Here is a 24,445-nt window from a genome sequence, read left to right on the forward strand (position 1 = left end):
TTTCATTCACTACCTCCCCGAAGGGAGTAGAATCTGTTTATTTACGGATCGTGAACTCGGCCGAGGATTCCGCATCCGAAACACTGATCGGTTGCGCACCCGTGGGTTGAGTTACAGACTTGATCTTCAACTTCACTTGTTTTTCCGCTGCATCCGTACTATATAGCACCACACCATACACGTTCGCGGAACTATGATTCCCGTCACCACTGATGCGGAGATCATGCATATTCGTGAATACAAAGTCTTTACCTTCTTTAGCCGAAGCATCAGGAACCGTCACACAATTCACGATAACATCACTTCCGGTAGCATTCGTAAGCAAAGCCCCGTCAGAAGCCCGCACCAAAGACACCGTGAAGAATCCCGATACAACGTTATTGTTCAATCTGTGATCGCCAAGGGAAGCAATCATTAAACGTGCCGGTTGATCGACAACCACCCCGCTACAACTCAACAACTCCCCTTCAAAAGCCACGTTCGAACCACTCAGGCAATGTACCTTGTTAAAGTTAATCACGACCGTCTTGGGTAATTCATAACGGGTATCCTCTAACGTTTTCACAGAGAACGATGATTTCTGTGATCCATTGGCAAACATCACTCTCGGGGTTAATCCCATATCAAAGTCAAGAGCATCGGCTGTTCCTTCCCCGTAGATACCATCCACGATGATATTGGCTCCCGTCGAGTTCGTCAAAGGAGTTCCATCCGGTTTGAATAATCCAAGTTCGTATAAAATATCTTTTGTTCCCTCTTCTCCCTGTTCCGTACGAACCATCTTAACAACAGCCTGTTGATCCTCGATCACCGCTTTACCCACGGGTTTCACCAGATAACTTTGCTGTGCATCCGAAAGTACGAGTTCAAACTCTTTCATCCCCTCGATCAAATTATTCGCTTTCACGGACACCTCTATATCCTGTTTTACCAGATAACGGTCAGCCGTTCCCCGAGATGGGGTAAACGAAAGCTTTCCTTTCACCGGTGTAAAATTATTCGCGATATTAGCCGTTTTCTCTTGGGTAGCATATCCCACGCTTACCGGAATTGGTGCGCCTTCTTTCGTCGTGGCATACCCGGTCAGAGTCACGGTAAAAATAGCCGTGGCTATTCCGTTCACCGGTTTCGTGATCTTCACGTCCGAAACATAAAGACCATGTCCCAGTTTCACGAGACGACCTCCCGCTCCTAGGAAAAGTAACTCCCCGGATGAAGCGGTATATGCCTGACGATAAGCCGTCGGTTTATTATCCGTCACGTAACGGTCAAACTCCTTTTCACCCGTGGACGAAAACATACAAACCCGTCCTTCAGAAGAAGATAACAATAAAATCTCCCCGCTGTTAGTCACTTTCATTTTGTCAAAATTACCATCCAGTGAACGCTCGAACTCCACTTTCCCGGTCGGGTGAATACGTATAAACGTACCTCTACGTCCACCCATGTCGTATGTCGTCACCACGGACTCCCCGGTTGCCGGGTTCATCCCAATTCCCCGTACATTCCCCTTGGACGTACCCGAATATAAGGCTGTTCCGTCATTACGCAACAAAGCGTAATATCCTTGACTTCCACTACCTCCAACCAAAATGTTACCATTACGAGCCACCTGAAGATGATCTAGCATAGCGGCCCCTTGGTTGGCGGGAATCATATTCTTCGCAAACACGATGTCCCCCTCCGGACGAATCTTGTAAATAATCCCCCCGTCTGTCGGCGAATTACCGATCACCAGTACCGAACCGTCATTAATATTGGCATTCAACCCGGTCACGACAAATTGTTTTGCCGGGATCGCCGTCATGTAATAAGGTTTTCCCTTATCATCCAGACGAACCACGAGAGCCTGCTCCTTATCCTTTCCGGCAGAGAACGCCGCACAAATGTATTCAATCGAATTTCCCATCACCGCGAACTGGTCGCAATAACCACCCCCGGCATTTTTATACTGGTAAACCACGCTACCCGTCGGGTCCAGTTTCAATAGGATTCCCTGACGACCGTCCGCTCCTTTCGGCTCCGAACCGGACACCACGAACGCCCCGCTCCGCAACAACATCCCTTTCAGGAAATTACTGCCCTGATCCCCGGCATAAATATCGGTAACGATACGTCCGTTGCGTTCAACCACAGCGATACGCCCGCACAACGTGATTCTATCTTTTTTACCTTTAACATTCGGCATCGTAGACTGTCCTACCACCAAAACCCGGTTGTTATCCAACTCCGCTATCTCGTTCACGGCGGTAAAACCCGTCAAAGGAAGTGAAAAGACCACGTCTCCTTCCCGTTCCACCCATGTCAGGTTATATTTCTGACCTTCTTTACCTACTAAAGCTACTTCATCACCGGGCAGCGGACAAACCAGTTGAATCTGATTTTTATCACCATACACCTTATCGAACACCACCGGCATATATTGAGCTTTCACCTGCAAACAAGTGACAACGCTCAACAGGAACAATATCCACACTCCATGAATTCTTGTCTTCTTCATATTATCGTTTACTTTTTAATTCTACCTCTTATGATATATCTCAACACGTCTTGCCCGACGATTCACTTGGATCCAGTCAATATTTCCCTCCGACTGAGTTCCCATTTCTTCCTTCATCTCTTCTGGAGAAAGTTTCACCTTGCCGTGAGCCTTTATATTGAATTGTATATTTACACCATGATCCCGTAAAAACTCGGCCACGCTCTTTGCTCTTCGAGCCGACAGGGCATAGTTGTAATTATCACTACCCATCTCGTCCGCGAAACCGTCAAATCTCAACTCGGTGAAATAGTAGGTACCCATTTCATTGATAAACTGCTCTAGGCATTGAGTGGATTCTCGGGTCAATTTGTCCGAATCGAAATCAAAATAAAGAGTCATTAGCAAACCTTCCGGTGCATATCGTTTTAGTGAAATAGTTTCCTTGGTAACCGTTTCCGTGGCCCCGTTCAGTAACAAAGCCCCGCCCAAAATCGCGTTTTCCTCGCTCATCCCGAAATGAGGGTCTCCTTGTTGGGTCCCCAAATCTTCATCGGTTTGCAGATAATAAATATCATCCCGGGACTCCATTTCCCGATCCGAAACGAAATAAGCGGTTCGCAAATCCAGCGGACACATAAAATAGTCGTTGAAAACCGAATTCACCGGATAAGGGAAATGACGCACGCTGCCCGGAACTACTCCCTCGTGATCGTAGTTGGCATTGAACAGATCATACCCACCGAAACCCGGTAACCCGTTAGATGAAAAAATAAGACGTCCCTCGTAAAGCAAGGGAAAAATCTCGTTCCCTTCCGTGTTGACATCCGCCCCCAAATTCATCGGGGTTCCCCACTCTTGCGTCTCCTCGTCCCAATGAACGACGTACAAGTCAAATCCACCGAATCCTCCCGGCATATCAGAAGTGAACAACAATGATTTTCCGTCATTAAACAAGTAAGGATGAGCATACGAATTTTCTGGGTCTTGCGGGAAAACCGGAATGTACTTTCCAAAACGTTTACTCTGGTTCTTGATCACCGAATAATACAATTTAGTCCGGAAAGGACGATGCTTTTTGTCCACCATCTCCACCGATACATTCTTTTTATCGTACTCGATCACCGTGGTCACCATCAACTGCATATCCGGTGAAAACGTCACCGGTCCATTCTGCAAATCCACCGGAATCCTCCGGAAATAATCGGAATATCTCGGTGATTTCTGTGACATCACTTTCTCCCCGGCCTCCTTCAACTCGTAATAGTGAGTACGATGGAAAAACAACTTCCCGGGATCGTTAAACTTACTGTAACTGATGGCATAGAAAGGTTGTTCCCCGTAATTCCCGATCCAGAACTCGGCATTCGGCGTGTTCAAAGCCAATCGTTTGGCCGTGAACCCGGGAAATTCCTGCACGGAATGACGCATGGCAAGAGCCTCCAGTGTATTTTGGTAGCGTTGGTACCTGCTATACTGATCTTTATAGGCATTATCCAAGCAAATCGCCTCGGCTTTCCGTGTCTGACCTTGGAAACGCAACGCATCAATGTAATCACACACGTCATCCACGAGGAACAAATCCCGTTCCAGCTCCATCGCCTTCTCGTAATGCCCGATAGCCCAACTATAATCCCGTACCATGAAATACAAGCGTGCGATCTTCAGGTGAAGAGCGGCTTGATTTTGCAGATTCTCTTCTTTTTTAAGAGCCGTTTCATACTGCGCCATCGCTTTATTAAACTTCTGTCTAACAAAATTACGGTCAGCCCGTCTCTCCACCCGTCCCAGCTTTCGTTCATGCGCCTCGACTGGAATTGCCCCGTCCATCAAGAAAAGGAACACGGCAACCGACAAGAGAATGTGTATCTTCTTTTTTCTCATTTTCAGCAACATTTTATCTGTAATACTAGCGGAATATATTGTATGTAAGACTCACTCCGAACTTCGTCGGACCAATCCATTGTTTGGTCTTCTTGAGTTCCAGCGGGAACTTCACGTATTCTCCTCCTAGTTTATATTTATCATACTGGAAATGAGCATACCCCACACCGAGATTCAAATCCAGTCCCAAACGGGAATTAAAAGCAAACTTGTACCCGAAAGTAATACCTCCCGATACCCCCCATCCTTTCCGGCGATGGCTTCGAAGCGGGTCATTATGCTTCAATAACCCGATATTAAAATTGCCATACATGGCGTAAGGACCGATATAAAATCCATCCCATGAATCATTCGTGTAAAAATTTTGCGGGTTCCAATAATACCGCAACTCCGCGGCTCCCATTAACACGCGGAAAACCTCCTCGTTCTTTTTAAACATGTACGGTAACCATGCCCCCTCGGCATTCACTGTAAGTTGTCGCGTTAACGTGTATTCAAAACCGATATTAGGTGAACCGGTCAACCATAAAGGTATATTTACCTTGACACTTTGCGCCCGCACCCCACCAAACAAGCAAAGTAAAACGGAAACAAGTAAAATATATCGTACAACTGGTTTCATAGTATTCTCTTTATTCATGAATATTGCATCATTCCATGTTTGTATTACCACTCTCTATATCTTCATTCCATCCCACGATCGTAACTTTAATCACGGTGTAAGAATCGATTTCGATAATGATTCGTTGACCATGTAATAACCTGAGTGGCAACCCGGTCAGTTTATCTTTCACTTCCACCGGTAAATGATTGACAGCAATACCGTCACTATCAAGGAATGTATAATTCAGTCTCATAAATTCGCCTTCTACAGACGGTAAATAACGATGATCCACCTCTAAGTAATCAGCAGTCGTCTGTGCCGGTAACTCTCCGAAATGAAACATGTGGTCATCCGAGGTCTGCCGACCGGCTATCGTATCATGTTTCAAATACTGCACGGTGGATGCCCCTTCTGCCAACAATTGCACGTTTGCTATGCGAGACACATCACCCGGAAAATTTTTAAAACGCACGGTTACACGTCCCGTGTAATATTCCAACTCGACCGTGTCAGTACGCAAAATTCCCGGATGATCAATCACAGGTACAAACTTCTGGAACAACACGTCCGAAGGATGCACGTAATGATTCTCCCCGGAATCGCTGTTATTCAACATAAAAGCAGAGGTTTCCAGTTGTTGTTCATCCACAAATGAAAGACTATCCGTGTTGGTATAACAATAGACTTTATATTCACCGGGGGGTAATCTAAAACTAAACAACCCTGCTCTCATACGGGGATCTTTCCACGGGGCAGCCTCGTAACGCGCTCCCACCAACACTCCGGTCTCGTCATAAACCAGTACACGACAGTCACTAACCTTATTATCCACCACTTCGGGTACGTAAACTTGGTAATTGGTTTCATCTTTAAAATAATCATAGGTACATGACGCAAGCAGGAGCAGGATAATCACACCCGTAAATACTATGAGAAGTCTGTTCTTTCCCATATTTAATATTTTTGTTGATTTTACACTGATTTCAGATTCCCCGGGAGCAGAGGATCCCGCTCCCAGGCAATCATCTTGAGTGTATAAAAAGGAATTCTTTTACAGTGTAAGTGCTGATTCCACGATATTACTACTCCAAGCCTCCGGCGTACCGACACTGATTGTCAAACCACCTTCTTCTCTAGGCTTGGTCGGTACGTCCGTGGTACCTCCTGAACGCAAGGTCAGATTCACTTCGCGAATCGTGTTCGGCGTGAAATTCTCCTTGATCAAACCGGACCAGTAAACCGGACCGTCAGCGGCCATTTCATCCCCGTTTGCCAAAATATGACCCGTTGCTCCACGTCCGGAAACAACGATAAAGTACTGCCGATCGGTAGATGCTTCCGCTGTTGATGCACCATTAACAGCACGTCCTCCATTATTCGGCCACACGATAATATCTCTCCACATGGTGAAATTACCACCCAAAATAACCTTCGGATCATATCCTGAAGTAGGATTAGCCGTGTTGAAAATAGTACCGTCCTTCACGGCCAATATATTGGCATCGGTTGACGTTGAACTCACACCACCTGCGTTTGCAGCCCCAACTTTCATGTTGTCGGGTAAACGATAGATCATGATAGACGCGTCTTTCGTGAAATCAACCGTGTTCAAATTATCCGTCTCGCTATCCTTCACGTTCAAACGAACACGCAACATGGCAACTTCGCGCTTCAGAGCAATGGCCGGTACTGTAGTAGTAATTCCGGTTGTAACATCAAAACTCGCTGATGCTCCCATGAAAATTTCTGACGGCTCGGTATAAGCAGTATTACCCGCGGTGGTCAATTTAGACGAACAGAATGTCGGGAAGTCTCCCGCTTTATGCTCTATCACCAAATTCGGGAGAGTCTTCTGACGCACATTCCACATGGTCCATTCCGTTGGAGTTGTACCTCCATCTAAATAAGTGGTAATTGCATCGGAAGAACTTTTCACGTTCGCAACAGCAACTAACGTGTAACCGGTACCTACCGGTACGTCCGTGTACGTGAAAGTAGTCAATGCACTTGTCGGGTTCACGATGGTTGAATAAACCACTTGACCGGACGTGTTGTACAATAAGAATTGTAATTGTTTGATATTTGACCATGAAGTTTCTGGAATTGCCGTGGATTGCGGAGCTCTACCTTCCATTCCGGTTTTGTCAAAAGTAACTTGAAACGTTAAACCGGCTTTTTCTGGATCCGGATAATCCGAACCACCACTCTTTGAACAAGCACACACTACTACCATTGCAAGCAATGACCATAATAAACTAAATCTTTTTTTCATAACCCATTCTTTAAAATTACCTAACATTTGAAATCTGACAGAATGTCATCAAAAATTTTTACTACACACTATTTAAATTTACCGTTACTTTGTAGGTAACGGTAAAACATAAAATTTAAAATAAAAAGGGGTCTTTCGGCGGGTTATTATTTATATAATGAATTTTTGTAGTCCGAGGAAGGCGATCTAAACTCCGCCCATCTTTCAGAAAATCGAGGTGGGTAATAGTTTTTTTGTCTCCAAAAAAACTATCACGCAAAAAAAATTGAATTATTTTACCATCTATTGAAAAATAATCGTCGCATTATTTGAAATAATAAAAATATATATATAAATTTGCACTCATTAAAAGATTCCGTTACCTACAAAGTAACGGATTTTTTTCTGACTAATTGTCAGACATTTACCTTCTTGATATCACATAATTCCTATATTATTCTCAACACAACACCTTCTTTGATAAAACAAAGGCCACAAGTGCATTATTCAATTGGTTTACCTCATCTTCCCGGTAACGCTGGAAATAAGTCTCGGTCACCTTTACCGATGAATGCCCCATCGCGTCACAGATCAGGCTGGAATTATAATTTTGTCGCAACGCCGTGGTTGCCCAAGTATGACGTGCCACGTAAGTACTCAATTGCTCTCTGATCTTCAAGAAATATCCCACCTGCCGCAACCGGTAGTTATGCAGGCGCAACATCCGAGAATACTGCCGGTACTCGTCCTGCTTGGGATCTTGAATAATAGGGAGCAAATAAGGAGAATCAGGATACATGTCCTTGTATTTCTCTATAATGGCCATCGCTTCCGGACAAACCACAACAGTTAGTTTTCGTCTCGTCTTGTGCCGGTGATAGACAATCACGTTCCCCTGTAAATCACATTTACGCAGGAATGCCAAGTCAACAAAAGGCATCCCTCGAAGCAAAAACAGCAGGACAAACATATCCCGGGTAAAAGAAAGCCGTTCAGGCAAAGGCTTTTTATCTGTCATCAACCGACAGATTACCTCCGGGGAAACCGCCCTTTTCACCTGACAATCGATCCCGGTATGCACCCGGCTGAAAAGACGGGGTATATAAGAGGCTATCCCTCGCTCAACCGCTTGATTATAAACAGATCTCAGCGTCCGCATATACGTTGAAATAGAATTCCACTTCAACTGGTCGGACAACAGTTTCCGCTCGAATTGAGACAACCACTCCGGGGTCAATTGCTTAAAACTAACTTCACGTCCATTCGCAAATTTCTTCAACCGTTTCAAAGTACTCTGATAAACATGAGCAGTACCATCCCGCTGCTCCCGTTCCAACTCGACAATAAGTCGCTCCATAAACTGTGTTAAAAATTCTCGTTTCATTTTCTATCTGTTTAGATTTCAATTTAAGTGTTTTATAATTTACCCCCAATTGACACGTGACCAAACACGTGCCAACTAGCTATTTATGCAAACATTTCAACAACCGACCATTCACTTGTCATAAAATCGTACATCCAAACCATGAGAAAATTAAAAGTCTATTTTTAAGAGAATACAGTCTAGGGCTACTTCTCCTCTACCACCAAGACCTTTTCCATTTTGGTGTTTTTTTCCTTCACGGGTGCATTCATCCCGGTGGTATTACAAACACCATCGAACCCGGCATTCGGCTCTATTTCCAGCTTACGCGTGTAAACATCACCTTTCACCATGCACCCGGATTTCATGTACAGCTCATTCGTCGCACGAATATCTCCTTGCAACAAACCATACAACACCGCAGTATCACAGTTCACATTTCCCTTGACTTTTCCTTGTGGACCAATCACAACTTTTCCCTTACAAATAATGTCTCCCTCTAACGTTCCCTCCAGATGTAATCCTCCAGCAATAGTGATTATCCCTTTCACTATCGTCCCTATTGTTATCATTGTCAGGTTGTCAGCACTGACTTTCATTACTTTTTCAGTGTCATCTTCATTCTTTTTCTTTCCAAACATATCAAATATGAATTAGTCATTAAAAAGATGAACACTCTTCGATTTTCAAATATTAGTATCTGACAAATATAAAATAAATAGGTGAAAAATAGAACACACTGTCGACAAAAAATAGTAAATAAAAAAAGTTTTACATAAGTAAAAATAATGACAAGAACACCGAAACGAACGGGAATAATACTGCACGGCAAGATTCACGACTATCGAAAAACTGACAAAAAGTCTTGTTTATCCCCCTCTTCATTTTCTGTTGATCGTAACCCGAAATATATTACCTTTGTATTTATAAATAACAGGAGAAAAGAACATCATGAAAAAAGCGCTTGTTTTATTATCCGGGGGACTGGATTCCACGACAGCCCTATACGTTGCCAAAGAGCAAGGATTTAATGAATTATACGCCATCACTTTCGAGTACGGGCAAAAACATGATAAAGAGATAAAAGCGGCAAAAGCCGTGGCAAAAGCCGCCGGAGTGAAAGAACACAAATTCGTGAAAATCATGCTGAATCAATGGGATGGTTGTTCCCTCACGGACGAGAAGATGGACATTCACGATGGGGATATAAATCGAACCACCATTCCGGACACGTACGTTCCTGCCCGGAACATGGTATTTCTTTCCGTGGCGGCCTCCTACGCGGACGCCCTCGACATCACCGACATCTTTATCGGGGTCAGTGAGGTTGACTACTCCGGGTACGTGGATTGTCGGGAAGAATTCATCCGTTCCATGGAACAAACCATTAACCTAGGAACTGTTCTCGGTGCCGAGAAAAAACAAAAAATCACCCTTCACGCTCCCTTCATGCACATGACCAAGGCCGACGAGGTGCGTCTGGGGAATCGTTTAGGAGTTGATTACAGCCTCACTTGGACTTGTTACCGCGGCGACGAAAAACCCTGCGGTACCTGCGATAGCTGCCTTCTCCGGGCCAAAGCATTTGAAGAGGCGGGAATAAAAGACCCGTTGTCTAATTGAAAATGAAAAATGGAGAATTGAAAATGAAAAAACCGATTTAATTTATGATTTATGAATTACGATTTACGATTGAAAAAGCGTGGACTTCGTGGGTGGAAATCTAAAATCTAAAATCAATAAATTAGTAGGATTTAAAATTTAAAATTGATAAATGGTAATTAGAAAGTTATTCAAATTCGAGGGGGCACACATCGTGCGGAATTGTTCTTCACACCGTTGCCGGGAGAACATTCATGGACATTCGTATATCGTGGAAGTATTTATCACGTCCGACAAGCTGGACCGGGGATACATGGTGATGGACTTCGTGCTACTGGATAAGGTGAAGGAACTCGTGGATAGTTTCGACCATACCTACTCGTTGTGGCAGGAAGAATCCGACGAGTTGAAGACTTTTGTATACAAATACAACCGCCGGGTAGCTGAAATACCCGTCTCTCCTTCTGCTGAAGGATATGCATTGTTATTCCTTTACCTAATCGACAAAATCCTGCAAAACACGGAGCATAAAAACGGGGAAGGAAACGTACAACTCTCCTCCGTTCGGGTACATGAAACGGCAACCGGGTATGCCGAGGCTTTCCGGGAAGACTTGAAACTCGTGAATTTCAATGTTCACGACATCCGTTTTTCCGAGGCAATCCGGGAAGAATGGAAAAATGATCAGTGGTGGGAAGGAATTAAGATAAAAGATAAAAACTAAGAAACTCACGTATGTTACATTTGGCAAAGGATGGTATTTTCCCGATCACGAAAGACAAGGACGGTAAATTGCTAAAGGAACTGCCCGCCTCGGGATTGCACGTTGCAGGAACGATACAGGGCGAGGGAAAATTAAACGGTGTACCTTCCCTGTTTATTCGGTTAGCCGGATGTAACCTCCATTGCACGTGGAAAACACTTGCCGGGAATACTTGCGAATGTGACACGGCATACGCAGCCTTTAAAGTAGAGAATTCGTTCTCCCTGCCCGTGGAAGAGATCGTGCGAATTATAGGGCATAACCGGGGAAACATAGATCATATCGTAATCACAGGTGGCGAACCATTCTTGCAAGCGGATAAAGTCCGGGCATTGTGCCTACAATTAAAAAAAGAGTCCCATTTTCATATTACCGTCGAAACCAACGCCACGCTTTATGTAGAAGAATGTGCCGAGATGATCGACTTTTTTAGTCTTTCCCCAAAATTATCCGGCTCTGTTCCCCCTGCACCTCATATGGACCACCACAACAAGACCCGCATTAATATCCCGGCTATACAATCATTTATCACGTATGCCCGTAAAAACAAAAAAGACTTTCAACTAAAATTCGTTTACTCCGGGGAAAACGACGTACTCGAAATACAGGCACTTTTAAAACAACTGGATGGATGGGTAAACGAAGACATCCTATTGATGCCGATGGGAGCCACTCCCGAAGAATTAAGCCTCTCGATTCCCAAAACACTGGAACATTGCATCCGGAACGGGTGGCGTTTCTGCGATCGGCTGCACATATCTCTTTTTGGCAACAAACAAGGAGTATAAATATAAAAGCGGCATTCTATCCCATTTAAGCACGTGAACATCCGTCAAAAAATACACATGAAGAAAACCCGGACTAACAAAGACGACTCAACTCGGCTTTATCTCGGCTTTAAGTCAGCTATATCTCAGCCGTGTGCAATATTCTGGGAATAATATCGGTTGTAAATCTTTCTGATCACTTACAATAGTCTATCTCTACTCCTTCTCTTACATACGTGTCATTATCTCTTCGTTATTCGTCGTTATCCACTCGCTCCTAGGAACGGAGAGATAACAAAAGGATAACGACAAAATATGAAAAGGATGTAAGCTGAAGAGTGGAAATGGACAAATTCTAACACAAAAGAAGGCAAATCCTATTTATTATAGTCAATATACTCTTGATCATTCATCAAAGTCTCCAACTGATCTCTTTTTAAGTGACATTTATATACCCAAACTTGATTAGATTGCATATCGTAAGGAAATTCTATCATAGGATTAATTCCCTTCACCACTCCGGCACATGGAGCATATAATTTTGTAGAACCACTAGCACCTTCTATTTCTGCTAACAATTCACCTTTTACAAAAGTTTCATCTACCGCCTTGACTGGAATTACACAACTAATAGCCCCTCCTATAGCCCGAACTAGATTATACGAAATTCCTACTTGAATGTAATTATCTCCATTTTTCAACCAAACATGACTTTTCGTATAACGATTACCGGTTTGTTCCAATTGTGAATAATACGCCTGATCCCGAGCCTGTGAAGGCAACGAAGATATATTCACGTTACCAGCCTCTATATTCCGGTTACCCCCGGAAAACAAAGCTATCAAAAATAAAATTTGAATAAAGAAAAAAACTCTTTTCATGCCCCTTTATTTTTTTGATTATTAAATAAAATGCGTTTACACGCTGTCAGCAAAGTTAATAATTGTATTTAATATCATATCAGATTCTTACAAATTATTCTTCAAGTTTTAATGTTGCCTGTTCTACTACACCCGTTCTTTATAAATAATCGCAATAGGTTTATCTGCAATATTGTGGTATTGATTTACCAAGACAGAAGTCTTTACATCATAGATATACAAATGCCCTTTCAGAGCTTCTGTTTCATCTTTTTCATACAACCCAACATACAGTAAAGTCCCATCCGTGTTCATCGACAAACTGGTGATCTCCATTCCCTCAGGTATCGAAATAACAGGTGTTGTCGACAACCGATTCTTCAAATCCCAATAATATATACCATCCTCGCACGTGTAATACAGACAACTACATGATTTACTCCCGGTAAGCAATGAATTCCGGTTAACTTTCAGTGAAACCGGACTATCATAGAATTGAAGAATGGTCGGGTTGCCTAAGCTAAAAGTTGTCTGGGACAAATAGATATAGGAAGGCATCGCTTTATAGGTAGCTATGACATACACGCTACTCCCAACAGGACAAATACCCCAAATATTAAAATCGACATACTTGCTTAAAGAGCTATTTACCCCTCCAAGCGAAAGAGAATAGAACACGGACGTTTCATAATTAACAAACACGGGTCTATCCACCGAAACAGCCGCATCAACATCCAGATCTTTAAAATATTCTGTCAGCACTAATTCATCTAAACCATAATCATACACGTATCCCCGTCTGTCACGTGAGACGAGATATATGTTGTTATTAGCAGAAACCCCAGCAAACTTCACGAAAGCACATCCCGGATATAGTTCCTTAAACGAGGTCATTCCTTCAACATCGAAAGTCCGGGAATCCATATTATAAATCCTTCCCTCCTCACCAGAACAAACCAATAAACGATTATTTACCTGCACCATGTCGGTCACATCTTCCATTTTCGTTTGCGGGTTTATCAGCTCCATTATATCCGTCCGAAACGTAGGTGCTTTCCCAGTATTAATTTCCTCCTTTGTTAGTGTTCTCATAAAAGAAATTCGTCCTTTTCCATCCCCATCCCGACTTAACACCGTGATCCCCTCCGAAAACTCGGTATCTATCTGTAAAACAAAATATTTATACCGGATCGTTTCCCCGTTATCAACCCTCAATCGTAACCCGAAAGTTCCCAATTCCCGAAAAGCATATCTCAATTCCGGATCGTGCGACACGATATGTAACGAATCTTTAATCGGATAGGAGGCCATTCCATTTTCATCCGTATTCAACGTTCCGTAACTCCATTCATAAGCGAGAGGTAACTCTTCCCCGGATTGTTCCACGCTCAAATCACTTACCACAAATTCCTCACCGAAATAAGCCGTCAGCGTGTCATGAGGTGCGGAAATCGTGATTTCCGATAACTCCCGATCTCCCAACGAAGACTGATCATCCAGACAAGCTCCCAACCCGAATAAGGTAAAACACAAGATCCCGATACTGTATTTCATTTTCATCTCCAATAACTTTTATTTGCTTAACGAATAAACCGATCCGGATCAACCATAGCAAACCCTTCGTACGTGTTTTCCGGATCACTATAATACTCGTAAGCAGGTTTCAACACGTATTTTATCCAAATCATATTTCCCGGCATCTGAAAGAAGGCTGTCGGGGCATTTTCCAAAAACTTCCCGTACTCCTTCTCTTTTTCGGCATAAAACACGGGTTTTAACTCTTCCAAGGCCCAAAAGTTTTCCAGTATCTTCAAATATAATCTATCATTATTATTGTTATATTCTCCTAGGTAATAACTGGCCCACCAAGTTGGCTGCGCTAGTTTCCCATCCATAATGGAAAGGCAATAATGATCCCCTTCCATCGGTCTGAAATAGTCGTTCTCCCGAAACTTCAAATAAAGAAGAACAGAATGATTCATCAGGTCCTCCGTCCGTTTCAACTTCAAGGACAACACGCCTTCCACTTCATTTTTAGGAATGATCAAAGTACCAAACTCATAATGTTTACCGAATTCCGCCGTGGTTGAATCCTCCACGACTTCCAACTCAAAATATTGATCCTCATCAACAGACATTCCCATACTCTTCACCGGAATACGATACTCCACCTCTTTCTCTTCATAAATTGCGAAACTGAAAAATACTGTATCGGGAGCCACGTTAGAAACATATTTACTAAGATCCCAATTAAAATAGATACTTCTTTTCTGGTCCGGATTGTAATAGATAGCCTTATTTGAACAAGCCCCTAACAGAAGGAATATTCCTGTATATATCAAATACTTTGTCGTCATACGTTTTCTAATTTTGTAATTTAACGAGGATCAAGTTCTTCCGTGGGTAGAGGCAAGGTGTAAATTCTATCACTCCCTTTTAAAGTTGCACCTAACGCATGAACATAGACATCCCGATTCAACCTTTTTAAACAAAACCACCATTGCCCTTCTCCAAATAACTCTTTTCTCCGTTCATTCATAATATCATCCAAAGTAATATCTTTACCCGTATCTCGATCCGCAAATTTCACCATACCTCTCGCCGCCACCACGGCATCCAAATAATCTCTTGCATGTTCTTTATCTCCTTCCTCCAATAAGGCCTCAGCCATAATATAATACATTTCCGGAATACGAATCATACTAAAACCGAAATATGCACCTCCGGAATATTCAGAGGCATCATTCGCTTCATTCATAATTTTAGCACAAATATCTTTCGAATTTCCTGTATCTTCTTTAGAAAGAAACCAAGCAGATAATCGTTTATCTTCCCCCGGTTCTGGTCCTTCTGTATTTTTATATAATAACTTCCAATCGCTAGGAAGAGTCATCAATGTCTTCACCATATGCATATCATATAAAAACGAACTAATCTCAGTTGTATATAAACCCCAAATTGTCTCAGATAGAGAAATTCGTCTCTTCATAAATGTCGATAAATCCTCTTGATCTACAAATTGGAACTTCTCTGATTGAATCACTTTATCCGCATACTTTTTAGCATTTGTCAAATCCCCTTTCATCCAGTATACTCTAGCCAACATTGCTTGCACTGCATACAAATTAAAATGCAATTCTCTGGCTCCCGTAAATCCCTTTCCTCCACCTTTACGGATCTTCGGCATCAAAATTTCATCTTCAACCAAACAAATTTCAGCCTCTTTCAAATCTGTAATAACTTTCTCATACACCTCTTCCACTGATGAAAAAGGAGTCACTTTAAACGTGTATTTTGTCACATAAGGAATCGCCTCAGCTTTCGCATTCTCGTTCGTAGAATTAATATGTACAGCAAACAATCGTAACAAATCAAAATGAATTGCAGCTCGTAATCCCAAAGCCTCTCCACGATATAAATCATAATACTTAAAGTCTTTCACGCCCTTTTGATCCAAATTCTCTATTATGTTATTTAAATAACTAATTACTAAATAACTCTGAATCCACATATCTTTACATGAAACTCTTGCATATACATCGCTATAGTCTAAACGAGATAAATATATCCAGTATCCTTCATCTGTTAAAAAATTTTGAGCCAAAATTTCAGGAAATAACACAGACATATCCCCACCATACATATCCTCCTTCACCATCGACATATACACCCCATACAATGCATCCTCCACACCTTCCGCCGTACTGAACATATCATCATTCACTACCTCTGATTTGGGATTTATATCCAAGAAATTCCCACATCCCAAGAAAAATAAAGAGACACATGCCAATAATATTCTTTTCATCATCATCTTCTGCCTTTAGTAATTATCAAAATGTCGGTCTAAACGTGATATGGAAACTCCGTTGAAAAGGATATTCCGTACCTCGTTCCTGTTTCACGGAAGAGAACCGGGCAATATCGGCAACGCCTATGCCTAGATTCAGTCTCTTAACCCCGATCTTGCGCAAATAACCGGGTTTAAACTCGTAATTCAACATGATACTCGTTATCGCGAACGTGTTATCCCGTTCCACGAAACGCTCGGAATACCGATTTTCATCGCTCACGTTCTCCGGAATCCCCAAGAAACGCACCAAGTCTCCCGGTTTCTTCCACCGTTCGGTAAAAGCCCGACGATCCACATTCCCGTAGGGATCAATATACTCCACTTTATTCGCCAAAGTCGTGTTGTAAATATCACCGCCAAACTTGTACGCCGTGGTGACATTCAACGTGAATCCCCGGTACGACAAGCTCGTGAAAAGACTCCCCTCCAGCATGGGATTCGTGTTCCCAACCTCCACTCGCTCGTTCTTATCATAAGTAAACGTGTAATTCCCGTTCTTCTTGATATACACCTCCTGCCCGGAAGCCGGATCAATTCCCGCGGAACGCATGGCATATATACCGAACTGAGATCCCCCTTCCACGAACATCGGCTGAGGTTTCACGCCATAATAAGCCGCCATGTTCTCCGCCTTCAACGCATCCGAGATACTCGTCAGCTTATCAAACACGTGCGATCCGTTTACCATCACCATCCAAAGCAGGTTATTTCGCTTGACCACTTGTGCAGAAATGGAAAACTCATAGCCCGAATTCTGTAACTTCCCCATATTCACCAACACTGAAGAAACACCGACAGAAGACGGTAAGGTCAAAGGCATCAAGGCATCCTTCGTTTTGTTCACGTAGTAACTGGCCTCCACGTTCACCCGTTCTTTCCAGAAAGTAGCCGTCAATCCCCAATTATACTTTCGGGTAACCTGCCATTTCATATCGGGGTTCCCCATCGTGATCGGAACCGCACCCATCCCGCCATAATGAATTAAGTCGGAATCATAAAGATAAGTGGTCAAAGCCTGATAAGGCGTGAATGTCACGTTAGCCGTTGAACCCACGCTAAACCGAAGACGTAAAATATTCAACCAATCGAAATTCATGAATCCTTCTTTATGCAGATTCCAACCGATTCCCGCCGACCATACCGGGGCAAAACGATGTTTACTGCCAAACTTCGATGAACCTGCCGTCTTGTAGGAAGCATTGACAAAATATCGTCCCAGCAAATCAAGACTACCGTTCACAAAAAACCCCACCTCTGCCGATTCCTTCTCGCCACCCACGGGACGCGTAGTCGCGTACTGCGAGGCAAATTTAATATCCGTCATCTTATCCTTCATAAACCCTTCCGCCTTCACCTGCATCGAAGAAGACTTGTCCTTCCCGATGTCCGTACCCGCACTCAAGGAAAGAACCGTAGTCCCGACATCATTCAGCGGTAAACGATAATTAAGTACCAACTTCCCCGCCCAATCCGTCGTCTCGGTTGAATATGCCGTGTAAGTCCCTTTCTTGTTTTGAGGAATCTCCTGCAAGGTGAAACTCGCATCCTCCGGGGAAACATACACCTTATTCCACGTGTCCCCCTGTCGTACACTCACGTTTCCCGTGATAAACAAGGTCTCGTTCATATCCCAGCGTAACGACAAATAATTCGTGACCGCTTTATTCTGACTTTTCGAAAAGCTTGCCAGCGTGGCATTATACAGTGGATTGACTTGCCGTTCCATTGTCCGGTTTACCGGATCGAAATAATAATTCCGTATATACTCCCCGTCCTCGTCATATACCGGGTTGTACGGGTTCAACCTCGTGTACTGCGCAAAACTCCCGTAAGGAGTATTCTTTCCCTCGGTCATGGTATAAGCCAACTGGTAAGTGGCCACCACATCCCGGGCAAACCGGTACGACAAAGAAACATTCACCCCGTAATTCCGGCGATAATCACCTTTCATCACCCCGTATGTATTCGACAACCGTCCCGTTACCTTGTACTCGATTCCACCACCCCGCCCGGTCATCGTGGCAGAATGACTATGCGTGAAAGCATTCCGCAAAGGTTTCGTCGTCCAATCCGTGTTGACACCCCGGCGGATGTTCTCCAGCTTATAATCATAAGCCGGGTCAAGACTACCATCTACCCGGTCATACAATCCCGCCAAACGCTCCAGTTCCAACTTTTCCTCCGCATCACACAAGCGAAGAGAGGTCAAATCGGGAAAACTGAACATCGGCGTGAAATTATAACTGAATCTCGGCTTATCCGACTTTCCCCGCACCCGTTCCACCAATATCACCCCGTTTGCCGCTTTCTCCCCGTAAAGTACCGCCGCGGATGCATCCTTCAACACCAGTACCTGTTCTATATCGTAAATATCCAGATCATACAAATCCTCCACGGAAATCTCCACCCCGTCCAGCATAATCAAGGGGGCATTTACCCCTTCCTGTCCTTTTGTCATGATTGAACTCGCCCCACGAATCAGAATCTCAGGCACGACGTTCGGATCAGACCCCGCCTCGTTATTCTCTACAATCCTCAATCCCGGTGTCAAGATTGCCAATGCCTGTAACAGGTTCGTCGGGGATACCCGCAACAAATCCTCTCCCTTGATCCGGGTAATCTCCCCGGTAAAAGCATTCTTCGCCTGCGTGTAATACCCGGTCACGATCACATCATCCAATTCTTTCATATCCTTCACCATCATCACCCGGATATGCCGGGTACTGGTAACCGTGACTTCTTGATTCTTCATCCCGACAAACCGGAAAAGTAACACCATCTCCTTTTGTTCCGGAATTTCCAATCGGAACTTCCCGTCCGTACCCGTGGCACATCCCAAAGAAGTCCCTTTCAGGACAACCGTCACGCCCGGAAGTGGTTCGCCATCTGCATCCTTCACCTCTCCCGTGATCACGATCAAGGCAGAACGCGATTCACCCGCCACGGGGATTTCCGGAAAACATACACAGCAGAACAACAGAATCCATTTCACAACACCACATAAGTTGCCGTCAAACTTCAATACCAAGTCTACTCTCATTTAATTTGATCTTTTAATACCATACGTGCAAGATATGTTTCTATCACTTTATTGTCTAAACATATCCATTCGCACCTAACATCATTCATCGCACCATGCGGTATAAACCCGTAAAATACATCATCACACCATCATTGCTACCTGACGCGAACCCTCAACTTTATCATTCACGTTCAATCGCATAATTTACCTTCTATCCCTGTTTTCTACAACTATTTCAAAACAAGGGGAACAAAAGTAATAAAATAAATAAAAAATTTCAATCAAGCAAGTATCGATTTTGGCGAGTTGCAAGATTAGGGAAAAAAGAGATACCAAGTTTCAATTTCACAAACAAAAACGACACGAAGATTCTCTTTTTGTCCCGAAGATAAGACAAATATATGAATTATAAATCAATGATATAGAATATTACAAGCAAACTATTCCTTAAAAGAAAAGCCGGAGACACCACTGGTACGGTCCCATATTTTTGCGAAGTTGTTTTAACGCCTCTCCCTTTTTATTTTTAATCGTCTGTTCGGAAAGATTCAACTCCTCCGAAATCTCCTTGGTAGAATACCCTTCCAAACTCATCGCCATGATCTCTTTATAATCACCCGCCAATCGGGCAATTTCAGTCCAAATAATCCGTTTCACCTCATGTTCTATGATTTCCCCTTCAATATCGAGACTGGATACCTGTTGCAACAGAACTTTATTCTTTATGTCCAGATGCCGCAACTCGTTCAGACAAGCATTTCTCACGCAAGCATACAAAAAACTGATAATCATCTGGAACGAGGTAAACTGTTTCCTTTTCTCCCACGTCTTGATAAAACTCTCATGCACGATGTCCACGCAAACATTCTCTTCCCGCAAGAAACGTCCTGCGTAAACTCCCAATGTTGCAAAATATTGATCATACAACAATTCCAAGGCTTTCTCATCCCCTTTCACAAAACGCTCATATACGGAAGACTCTACCAACATCACCATCAGATTTATAAAAAAACATCATATTCCACACCTTAAAGATATTCTTTTCAAATGTACCGAAAATAGTAGAAACAACAAAATAGAACATGTTAATTTGTTCTTTCCATCTCAAAAAAGATAATAATTCATCACACAAAAGAAAAAGCTGCTCGAAAAGTCCTATCTGTTACAAAATTAACTCATCCGGCCTTCGCCCACCTCCTCTATAAACAGAGGAGGAGCTGGTGAATTGCCCTAAAGATAGCAAGTAACTCAGCTCTCCCTCTGTTTATAGAGGGAGTACCCCGAAGGGGGGGAGGGAGTTAGAAAAACAACTTTTCGAACGGCCTTACTCTATGGACCTTATAAATTTTTGGCCTACATCATTTCGTCTTGTAAAATACTCTCAACGGCCGATCGGCAATTCCCCCGTAAGACTCGATCAATTTACCGTCATTCGCATCATAAATGTCAATTCCACCCTTCAAACCACTTCTCTCGCTATCCACGTAGCAAACATAAATCAGCGTTTTATCCGGATCCATAGCCACAGCCGTAATCTCCTTTGTATCGGGGAATGTGATAAACGGGGTCTTCGGGAATTGCCCGGTACAATTCCAACGATAAATATTATTCCCGTAATCATAGTAAGCATTCTTGTAAGTTTTACTAAACATGATCGTTGAATTCTTATCCAACTTCAAATCCGTTCCATCAAACTTAATCAACTCCGTTAACTTGGATAAAGAACCACTTGTCTGAAATACTCGACCTTGTGACGGATCTTCCTTCAAAACAGCTATCGTGTAAAGTTTCGTGATCGTCCAAGGCACCATTCCGATGATATTATAATCCTCGAAATAGTTGGAAGAAGAGGTTGCTTTATTTCCCGTCGGAGAATAGATAATAGATTTATCGTAATCAATGAAATATTGATAGGAAGAACTATATCCAAAGAAACAAGCATCATAACCATACCCAACAGCATTATCAATCACCAACACTTCATCAAAGGTAAGCTCGTAACGATATGCACTTCCATTTTCTGATAACATCCAATTCGTTGCCCCACTTCCCATCAACTCCTTACAAGTGAAATCCGGAATAATATCCCTTACCCTGTTCTTATACATAACTCCGAAAGTCTTGGCATTCAATTTATAGATCAATCCATCCTCCCGAGAGGCCAACAGCAGATAGGGACCGAACTGTGCCAGATCCGTGCAATTTTTAATCGTGTAGTCCGGGTTCTCCTTTGTCAGAACATCCGTAACAAATTCCTTCTTCACCCCGGATTCTATTTCCTGCCGGGTCAAAGTTTTCATAAACGAAATCCGAGGATTCCCCGCATCATCCTGACTCAATACCGTGATTCCTTCATCATAAGGTGTCGTCACGTTCAACATAAAACCTTTAAACGAGATCGCCTCCCCATTATCCACCTTCAATCGCAAATAATAAGTACCTAATTTCCTGAAAGTATAACGTAACTCGGCCTCGTTAGATATAATTTTTAAAGAATCCTTTGCCGGATAATCACTCTCATTCTTGGTATTATAGGTCGCATACCCCCACTCGTAAGTCAACGGTCTATCCTCCCCGCTTTGCACAACATCCACTTTGTAAACAAACTCCTCGCTTAGATTCACGCTCAACGTGTCGTATTGAGAAATGATTGAAAGCCGGGAGAAGTCCGGGTCCGCCAAGCTCGTATCGTCATGAATACAAGCATCTAGTAAACCACTTACCAGAATGGCGAAAACTATGTAATATATCTTTTTCATCGCTCTTCAATTTTTATTTAGATCACTATACAGGAGATTACATCAAATAAATTTATCAGGATTCGGCATATTCACCCCTTCGGTCGGATGTTCCTGATAATACTCATACACCGGTTTCAACACGTATTTCACCCAGATACCCGGATAATTTCTAGACCAGAACCATGCCGGGGCATTCTCAAGCAACCGCCCGTAATTCTCTTCGAAATAAGCATATTCCACCGGACGAAGTTCCTCCAGTTCCCAGTATTTTTCCAACATCCGCTTAAACAAATCGGAAGAGAACGTTCCCAAATCAGCATCTTTCCACCAATCCGGCCGGGAGTACTCCCCGTCAGCTATCGACAAAATATAATTATCATCGGCAATCGGTTTAAAATACTCATCCTCTGCAAATCTCAAATAGAGGTAATACGAACGTTCCTTCATGTCACCCGTCTTGTTTAACCGGATGTTCAGGACACCTCGAACGCTATCGGCGGGAATCACCACCTCTCCCATCACGTAATGCATGTTCTCCCGGGCTGTTGAAGAATCGGCAACGACCATAACCACCGGGTGCTGCACCTCGTTTACGGGTTTACCGATCACCCGGATCGGGATACGGTAATCGTAGTCATCCCCTTCAACCGAAACAAAAGAGAAAAAAATAGTATCTGTTTTACTTTCCCGGTCAAAATAGACAGACCTTTTCTGATGCACGTTATACATCAGGTCATCATCCGAACAGGAAAGCGCACTCAACGCTAATCCAATAGCAAAACTAATTAATGTTATCCTTTTCATGTCTTTCGTTTTTAATGTTAACGGGCATTCATTTCCTCTTCGGGAACAGGCAAACAATAGATCTTGTCACTTCCCGGCAGGGTTACCGCCCCTATGATTGAATATACATCCCGGTTCTGCCGTTTCATGCAAAACCACTCTTGGCCTTCCCCGTAATATTCCTTACGGCGTTCCTTCATAATATCATCAAGCGTCAATTGTCGAGCCGGAATCCGGTCTTTAAACCCGACCATTCCCCGGGCCTCCACAACAACATCCATGTAATCCGTGGCCAAGTCGATATTCTCTTCCAGCAAAGCTTCCGCCATGATATAGTACATCTCCGGGATACGAATCATGTTCACTCCCAGAATAACGGGTTCATCGTATTTATTCGGGTCAGCCAAAAACTCGTAGTTAATCAGCTTGAGGCAAGTCGTGGCATCTTTATCCGGGTCCACGTCAAACCAGAATCTCCTGTAATCCACGCCCTCTTCCGCTCCCTGATTATCTAGGTACAAGTCCTCCCAATCCGAGGCCAAATCTATTCCCGTACTTCTAATAAATAAATTCTTCATCGAGGTCCCGAAATCCCTTGTATAAATTCCCCAGATCGTCTCTTTAAAAGACAACTTACTCTGTACCATGCTCTCCACCTCCGTTTTATCCACCAACTGGAATTTATGAGAATCAATCACCTTTTGAGCGTAGATCTTGGCATTCTTCAAATCGCCCTTCATCCAATACACGCGGGCCAAAGCTGCCTCCGCTGCGTACAAATTGAAATGAGTCTCCCGGGCTGAAACGAAATCAGCAGCGTGTCCCGTTCTTTCTGCCTCCATCAAACTCTCGTCGTCTGCCAAAAGACCAATTGCCCGTTCCAGATCTTGAATAATCTTATCGTAAACCTCCGTTACCGAAGAAAAGGGTGTCACGTAAAACTCGTAAGTCGTGACGTAAGGAATGGCGTGTGCCTTGGCCGTTTCATCTTTCGAGGTAACATGAACGGCATAATATCGTAGCAGGTCAAAATGCAGATAAGCCCGAAGCCCTAAAGCCTCCCCAAGGTAAATATTATAATGTTTGAACGCCTTCTCGTCCTTATTCTCTAAGTTTATAATAATATTGTTCACGTAACCGATCGCCGTATAAGCTTGTTTCCACATCTTCATCACATCCGATTCCATCATAAGATCGCCCATGTTCAATTTCCCGATCTCCGTTCCCTTGATACCGTCATCCACGAAATTCTGTGCGAACAGTTCCGGGTAATACACCGACATATAATTACCATACAAATAACTATTGGACAAGGCCGAATACACACCATACAGGGCATCCTCCACGCCCGAAGCCGTGCTGAACATATCCTCGTCAATCACCTCCGCCTTGGGATTTACATCCAGAAAGCTATCGCAACTCCACCCACACGAGGCGATCAGTAGCATATATATTATCTTTTTCATAGTCATA

Annotated in this window: 19 protein-coding genes; 3 read left to right on the top strand and 16 right to left on the bottom strand. The window is 43.3% G+C overall.

Features of this window, described 5'->3' with window-relative positions; translation table 11 throughout:
* Positions 1 to 37: 37 nt before the first annotated feature.
* From QVC79_RS03100 to QVC79_RS03130, 7 genes are all read right to left on the bottom strand, one after another.
* Positions 38 to 2,500, bottom strand: a complete 2,463-nt coding sequence (locus tag QVC79_RS03100; RefSeq protein WP_270593834.1) for a Calx-beta domain-containing protein — start codon at positions 2,498 to 2,500, stop codon at positions 38 to 40.
* A 21-nt stretch (positions 2,501 to 2,521) separates the two neighbouring features.
* Complete coding sequence (locus QVC79_RS03105; protein ID WP_270593833.1) at positions 2,522 to 4,363, bottom strand: OmpA family protein; 1,842 nt, start codon at positions 4,361 to 4,363, stop codon at positions 2,522 to 2,524.
* 25 nt (positions 4,364 to 4,388) lie between these two features.
* The gene (locus tag QVC79_RS03110) at positions 4,389 to 4,985 is read right to left on the bottom strand and encodes a DUF3575 domain-containing protein (protein WP_124316639.1); all 597 of its coding nucleotides are present in this window, start codon (positions 4,983 to 4,985) and stop codon (positions 4,389 to 4,391) included.
* Positions 4,986 to 5,013: 28 nt separating this feature from the next.
* Positions 5,014 to 5,919 (bottom strand): FimB/Mfa2 family fimbrial subunit, encoded by a 906-nt coding sequence (locus QVC79_RS03115; protein WP_270593832.1) that lies wholly within the window; start codon positions 5,917 to 5,919, stop codon positions 5,014 to 5,016.
* A gap of 99 nt (positions 5,920 to 6,018) precedes the next feature.
* The gene (locus tag QVC79_RS03120; RefSeq protein ID WP_124316637.1) at positions 6,019 to 7,239 is read right to left on the bottom strand and encodes a FimB/Mfa2 family fimbrial subunit; all 1,221 of its coding nucleotides are present in this window, start codon (positions 7,237 to 7,239) and stop codon (positions 6,019 to 6,021) included.
* A gap of 439 nt (positions 7,240 to 7,678) precedes the next feature.
* Complete coding sequence (locus QVC79_RS03125) at positions 7,679 to 8,602, bottom strand: tyrosine-type recombinase/integrase (RefSeq protein WP_270593831.1); 924 nt, start codon at positions 8,600 to 8,602, stop codon at positions 7,679 to 7,681.
* A gap of 185 nt (positions 8,603 to 8,787) precedes the next feature.
* Complete coding sequence (locus QVC79_RS03130; RefSeq protein ID WP_124316635.1) at positions 8,788 to 9,222, bottom strand: bactofilin family protein; 435 nt, start codon at positions 9,220 to 9,222, stop codon at positions 8,788 to 8,790.
* Positions 9,223 to 9,532: 310 nt separating this feature from the next.
* Here QVC79_RS03130 and queC point away from each other — a divergent pair, with 310 nt between their 5' ends.
* The 3 genes from queC (at position 9,533) to QVC79_RS03145 (ending at position 11,734) form a co-directional block, all read left to right on the top strand.
* Positions 9,533 to 10,204, top strand: a complete 672-nt coding sequence (gene queC / locus QVC79_RS03135; protein WP_124316238.1) for a 7-cyano-7-deazaguanine synthase QueC — start codon at positions 9,533 to 9,535, stop codon at positions 10,202 to 10,204.
* A gap of 151 nt (positions 10,205 to 10,355) precedes the next feature.
* Positions 10,356 to 10,907, top strand: coding sequence for a 6-pyruvoyl trahydropterin synthase family protein (locus QVC79_RS03140; RefSeq protein WP_270593830.1), 552 nt, complete (start codon positions 10,356 to 10,358; stop codon positions 10,905 to 10,907).
* An 11-nt stretch (positions 10,908 to 10,918) separates the two neighbouring features.
* A complete protein-coding gene (locus QVC79_RS03145) occupies positions 10,919 to 11,734 on the top strand; it encodes a 7-carboxy-7-deazaguanine synthase QueE (RefSeq protein WP_270593829.1) in 816 nt (271 codons plus the stop codon).
* A gap of 356 nt (positions 11,735 to 12,090) precedes the next feature.
* On the opposite strand, the gene QVC79_RS03150 is transcribed toward QVC79_RS03145, so the two are convergent.
* The 9 genes from QVC79_RS03150 to QVC79_RS03190 form a co-directional block, all read right to left on the bottom strand.
* Positions 12,091 to 12,594, bottom strand: a complete 504-nt coding sequence (locus QVC79_RS03150; protein ID WP_270593828.1) for a glycine cleavage system protein H — start codon at positions 12,592 to 12,594, stop codon at positions 12,091 to 12,093.
* Positions 12,595 to 12,720: 126 nt separating this feature from the next.
* A complete protein-coding gene (locus QVC79_RS03155) occupies positions 12,721 to 14,133 on the bottom strand; it encodes a hypothetical protein (protein ID WP_270593827.1) in 1,413 nt (470 codons plus the stop codon).
* A 20-nt stretch (positions 14,134 to 14,153) separates the two neighbouring features.
* Positions 14,154 to 14,930 carry a DUF4843 domain-containing protein gene (locus tag QVC79_RS03160; protein WP_270593826.1) on the bottom strand — a complete coding sequence of 259 codons (777 nt, stop codon included), beginning with the start codon at positions 14,928 to 14,930 and terminating at the stop codon, positions 14,154 to 14,156.
* 20 nt (positions 14,931 to 14,950) lie between these two features.
* Positions 14,951 to 16,384 (bottom strand): RagB/SusD family nutrient uptake outer membrane protein, encoded by a 1,434-nt coding sequence (locus QVC79_RS03165; RefSeq protein WP_287642436.1) that lies wholly within the window; start codon positions 16,382 to 16,384, stop codon positions 14,951 to 14,953.
* Positions 16,385 to 16,406: 22 nt separating this feature from the next.
* On the bottom strand, positions 16,407 to 19,466 hold the full coding sequence (locus QVC79_RS03170; protein ID WP_270593823.1) for a SusC/RagA family TonB-linked outer membrane protein: 3,060 nt from the start codon (positions 19,464 to 19,466) through the stop codon (positions 16,407 to 16,409).
* A gap of 429 nt (positions 19,467 to 19,895) precedes the next feature.
* Complete coding sequence (locus QVC79_RS03175) at positions 19,896 to 20,444, bottom strand: sigma-70 family RNA polymerase sigma factor (RefSeq protein ID WP_124316245.1); 549 nt, start codon at positions 20,442 to 20,444, stop codon at positions 19,896 to 19,898.
* 362 nt (positions 20,445 to 20,806) lie between these two features.
* Positions 20,807 to 22,207 (bottom strand): hypothetical protein, encoded by a 1,401-nt coding sequence (locus tag QVC79_RS03180; RefSeq protein WP_270593821.1) that lies wholly within the window; start codon positions 22,205 to 22,207, stop codon positions 20,807 to 20,809.
* 42 nt (positions 22,208 to 22,249) lie between these two features.
* Entirely contained in the window at positions 22,250 to 22,993 is a 744-nt protein-coding gene (locus QVC79_RS03185) for a DUF4843 domain-containing protein (protein ID WP_270593819.1), read from the bottom strand.
* Between the two features lie 17 nt (positions 22,994 to 23,010).
* On the bottom strand, positions 23,011 to 24,438 hold the full coding sequence (locus QVC79_RS03190) for a RagB/SusD family nutrient uptake outer membrane protein (RefSeq protein WP_124316248.1): 1,428 nt from the start codon (positions 24,436 to 24,438) through the stop codon (positions 23,011 to 23,013).
* Positions 24,439 to 24,445: the final 7 nt, after the last annotated feature.

Origin of the sequence: Butyricimonas sp., from assembly GCF_019423355.1 — a bacterium.
Classification (GTDB): Bacteria; Bacteroidota; Bacteroidia; order Bacteroidales; family Marinifilaceae; genus Butyricimonas; species Butyricimonas faecihominis.